The organism is Pseudogracilibacillus amylolyticus (SeqCode), assembly GCF_051918545.1.
GTDB lineage: Bacteria > Bacillota > Bacilli > Bacillales > Amphibacillaceae > Pseudogracilibacillus.
This window is the reverse complement of sequence record NZ_JBPPZG010000247.1, coordinates 1-4,351: the sequence shown is the minus strand read 5'-3', so window position 1 is coordinate 4,351 and position 4,351 is coordinate 1. Positions and strand designations below refer to the sequence as shown.

6 protein-coding genes are annotated in these 4,351 nt (G+C 35.3%); 2 read left to right on the top strand and 4 right to left on the bottom strand.

Going from position 1 to position 4,351, the window contains the following annotated elements; all coding sequences use genetic code 11:
• Positions 1-99 precede the first annotated feature (99 nt).
• Positions 100-603: a DUF84 family protein gene (locus ACPYKA_RS18565; protein ID WP_479543691.1), complete on the bottom strand. Its 504-nt coding sequence runs from the start codon at positions 601-603 to the stop codon at positions 100-102.
• A 23-nt stretch (positions 604-626) separates the two neighbouring features.
• Positions 627-1,691, bottom strand: a complete 1,065-nt coding sequence (locus ACPYKA_RS18560; RefSeq protein ID WP_479543690.1) for a M42 family metallopeptidase — start codon at positions 1,689-1,691, stop codon at positions 627-629.
• A 156-nt stretch (positions 1,692-1,847) separates the two neighbouring features.
• Here ACPYKA_RS18560 and ACPYKA_RS18555 point away from each other — a divergent pair, with 156 nt between their 5' ends.
• Entirely contained in the window at positions 1,848-2,159 is a 312-nt protein-coding gene (locus tag ACPYKA_RS18555; RefSeq protein ID WP_479543689.1) for a PepSY domain-containing protein, read from the top strand.
• A 73-nt stretch (positions 2,160-2,232) separates the two neighbouring features.
• Here ACPYKA_RS18555 and ACPYKA_RS18550 read toward each other — a convergent pair whose 3' ends face one another.
• Positions 2,233-3,087, bottom strand: coding sequence for a YtnP family quorum-quenching lactonase (locus ACPYKA_RS18550; RefSeq protein WP_479543688.1), 855 nt, complete (start codon positions 3,085-3,087; stop codon positions 2,233-2,235).
• A 77-nt stretch (positions 3,088-3,164) separates the two neighbouring features.
• Here ACPYKA_RS18550 and ACPYKA_RS18545 point away from each other — a divergent pair, with 77 nt between their 5' ends.
• Entirely contained in the window at positions 3,165-3,455 is a 291-nt protein-coding gene (locus ACPYKA_RS18545) for a YtzH-like family protein (protein ID WP_479543687.1), read from the top strand.
• A gap of 6 nt (positions 3,456-3,461) precedes the next feature.
• On the opposite strand, the gene ACPYKA_RS18540 is transcribed toward ACPYKA_RS18545, so the two are convergent.
• The coding region (locus ACPYKA_RS18540) for a diacylglycerol/lipid kinase family protein (protein WP_479543686.1) at positions 3,462-4,351 on the bottom strand (890 nt) is incomplete at its 5' end.

Sequence of the window (4,351 nt, the reverse complement as noted above, 5' to 3'; positions counted from 1 at the left end):
AGTGGTTGGTTGATGTGTACCTCCACAGTGGACTTTCACCACCTAGATGGTCGCCATGCCTGGCGCACAAATAAAAGCCGAAGAAGAGTTCTCTTTCGGCTATTTATTCCAATATTCCATTTGTCCACGCAATAATGTTACTACATGAGAAAACATATCCATGCGTAGCATTCTTCCATTTGTGAATATACCAATTGCCCCTTCATGGTGACGAATATTTTTCTTCTTTGTGTAGTTGTCCATTATTTCACTTAATTCCAAACCTTGTTCTATTTTCTGTTTAAATGCAATGGGTAACTTTATTCTCGCACCACTTGCGGTGTATGTTTTTCCGTCGGCGGTGACTAATGCCCCCCAATTACATAATAAAAGCTCACCACGATGCACCATTACGCCACCTTCAAGCCCAATACCAATACTATTAGAATAAAGGTTACGAGCATTTTGGGCACGGTTGATCGCTCCCTGTTCTGTTTCCTCATCTCCTATAGGTTGGGCAGATACTTTAGAAGGTATTGAAGCAGCAATAACTTCTACTTCTGGAAATACTTTTTTCACTGCATTTATTTTTGTTTCATTTAATGATCCTATGACAATTTTCATAAAAAACCCTTCGTTTCAGCTGTTTATTTTGTTCGAATTTGATCGACAGTTGATTGATCTGTTTTTCGCACTAATGTTACTAATAGCTCTTTTGCAGCTGCATAATCATCAATATGAATAATCGAAGCTGATGTATGAATATAACGAGAACAAATTCCAATTACTGCGGAAGGTACTCCACTACTTGAAAGATGTACACGTCCAGCATCTGTCCCACCTTGCGAAACAAAATATTGATAGGCAATATTATTTGATTCTGCTGTATCTAGGACAAACTCTCTCATTCCTCGATGTGTAATCATTGTCCGGTCAAATATCCGTAGAAGTGCTCCTTTTCCAAGTTGGCCAAACTCTTTGTCATCTCCGGTCATATCATTTGCAGGAGAGGCGTCTAAAGCAAAGAAAATATCAGGTTTTATTAAATTCGCAGCTGTTTCAGCTCCCCGTAAACCTACCTCCTCTTGTACTGTTGCACCAGAATACAATTCATTCGGTAGTGATTCATCTTTTACCTCTTTTAATAACTCAATCGCCAGTCCACATCCATAACGATTATCCCATGCTTTTGCTAAAATTTTCTTTTCATTTGCCATCGGAGTAAAGGGACAAATAGGTAAAATCGTATCTCCAGGACGAACTCCAATTTCAAGCGCATTTTCGCGGTCGTCTGCTCCGATATCAATGACCATGTTTTTAATTTCCATCGGTTTTTTTCGTTGTTCAGGTGTTAAATTATGTGGAGGAATAGATCCAATTACGCCAATAACAATTCCTTTTTTTGTCATGATTTGAACACGTTGTGCAAGTAAAACCTGATTCCACCAGCCACCTAAAGTTTGAAAACGAATCATACCATTTTTAGTAATTTGCGTAACCATAAACCCTACTTCGTCCATATGACCTGCTACCATCACACGAGGCCCATCTCCGTGCTTTACACCAAAAACACTTCCTAAATTATCGTAAATCACATCATCAGAATACTTTTCCAATTCAGTTTGCATATACTGCCGTACTCTTCTTTCATCACCAGAAGCACCTTGTAATTCTGTTAAATGCTTAAACATCTCGATCGTTTCTTTATTCAATGATACACACACTTCCTTCTTTATTTTCCATAAGTTTTAATTTAATTGTATCGTTTTTGACAATTTTTTTCTGTTATTTATTATATGATCATGTATACTATAGACAAGGATTTTAATTTTAATATGAATACTTTACATAATGGGGTGGAAATTTTAATGAGTCGAAAAAATACTTTACTTGCAGCAGGATTAGGTTTTTTAGTCGGATATTTGATTCGGGATCAATTAGATAATTTCCAAAAAATCACACCGGAAAAAGCACTGCAATATGCAAAGGATACGTTCGAAAAAAATGGACCGATTACTGGTTCGTGGATCTACATGAAGCCTGAAAAAATTGAAAAGAATAGTCTCGTCTATGAAACGTATCGTGGTGGAATTAGCCGAAATGTTGACGGAGAAGACCAACAATATGACTTTTATATCGATATCGATACAGGTGCGATTATCGATGTGGTAAAAAAGTAAATTAAATTTGAAGAATCCGCTCGGTGTAAATCCCCTTTAAACAAAAGGGAGATTGCGGATTCTTCATTATTAATCACACATATTCATAGCGCTTTCTTTTCAGTTCATCAATTAAGTTTCCCTCTTCGTCAAATCTTACTGCTCGATAATAAGCATCATGATAAAATGTGTACCAAGCCTTACGGTCATACCCATACGCCATCCATTTTTCCTTTTGATGGACAGATGTTACTGGATAATCATCATAAGCCATCGCCCATAATTTATTTTGATGCCCATATGTTGCCATAATATCTGCCATATGAATGAAGCAATCGTTTTCATCCTCGTAGACTAAGATACTATGGCCATCACTATGACCACCGGTGTGAATCATTTTTAGATCGTCTGTTATTTGAGTTTCTTTTTCAAATGTTTCAACTTGATCTTGAATTGGTTCCCAGTTCATTTTCCAATATGTATTAACTGACCGTATATTCGGATATCGCATTTCTTCCCACTCAATAGCCGAGGTTATGATTGGGATATCTGGAAATACCGGAATATAACTATCACCATTTATTTTTGTCAAACCACAGGCATGGTCAAAATGCATATGTGTCATTAAAATACAATCAATATCTTTCGTAGTTAAATCTAATTCTGCTAGCGATGTTTCAATGGACGATTCCTCTAACACGCCATAATTTCTCATTTGCTTGTCTGTTAATTTCCCATTTCCCATTCCTGTATCAATTAGAAAGTTTTTCCCATCTAACTGAAGTAAAATTGGATCTGTTCGTAATTCGATTTGATTCTTTTCATTTACTGGATATTTTCTACTCCAAAGGGCTTTTGGTACAACACCAAACATTGCCCCTCCATCAAGAAAATTCACGCCACCATTCAACCATGTTAACGTTGCTTTTCCAATTTGCAGTTGTTCCACATGATTACCTCCTTCAAATAGGAATATTGTATATTATAACAAATATTCGTCCATATTAATATAGAGGTGATTTTTACATGTACTTAACTGTACACAATCAATTAACACTCTTACATGATTTACTTGATGAGCAAGCTACATTTAAGACAGTCTCCATGAATGAATATAAGCAGATTAAAAAACTAGTGCAAACAATAAGTGCTCATAAAGACATGGATAGTGATTTACAAACTGTGCTTCCCGAAATATATTATTACGGGATCAAAGGTGAAGTCGCCCACTCATTATCCGACCATATAGAAGAGAATATAGGAAATATAAAAAAGTGGTTGGAAACTATTAATCAGACGAAAGTAAATATAGATTAACAATTACTATTTTAAAATTGATGATGTACCTTTTATCTTAAGTGGTAAAGGTGCTTTTTTAATAAAACAGCTTACCGTCTCTCCTGTTTCTCCATCTGTCTGAAAAGGAATCGGCTTTTCAGCAGATATTTTTATTTGCTTGGTTGATATAATGTTCACTTCTTTAAAATGGATATGTTTTCCAGTAAAAACAGTCAAAAATAAAGCGAGTACTTTCCATTTTGAAATCGAATCGATAATCAATACCGAGAGATCATCTTGATTATTCTTTGCTCGTGGATTAATTTTCATCCCACCACCAAAGTAAGCGTGATTATTAATCGTTATTAAAAAACAGTTAGCGTATTTTTTCGTTAAGTCATCTGTCTCCACAATGATAGTAATTGGTTTATATAAAAATAATTCATGGATAATTGCAATCGTATATCCGATTTTACCGAGTCTAAATTTATTAAATAACCTTTTAAATTGGGAATGATTTGCACTTTTTGTAACAACCGCATCAAAGCCAAAGCCAATACAATTTATAAAATTTCGTTCGTCGTTAGCTTTCGTTTTGTAAATACCGAGCCAATAATCGATATTCCCTTTATTTTCATTTATTGTTTTAAAAACTTCCTTTGAGGAAAGTGGCATGGAAGCACCTCTGGCAAAATCGTTCCCTGATCCCCCGGGAATAAAAACTAATAAAATTTCCTTATTTTTCATTCCATTCACTACTTCATGCATGGTTCCATCACCACCAATAACGACAATTGTTTTTACTGAAGTATCGCTATTAATTTGTCTGGCAATTTTTTCCGCATGTCCTTTATATTTTGTAAAATAGCAAATGGGTGCCATTTTTTTATATTCTGCTAGTTTCTTTAGTCGACTATGAATCTTTTTCGCTCTCC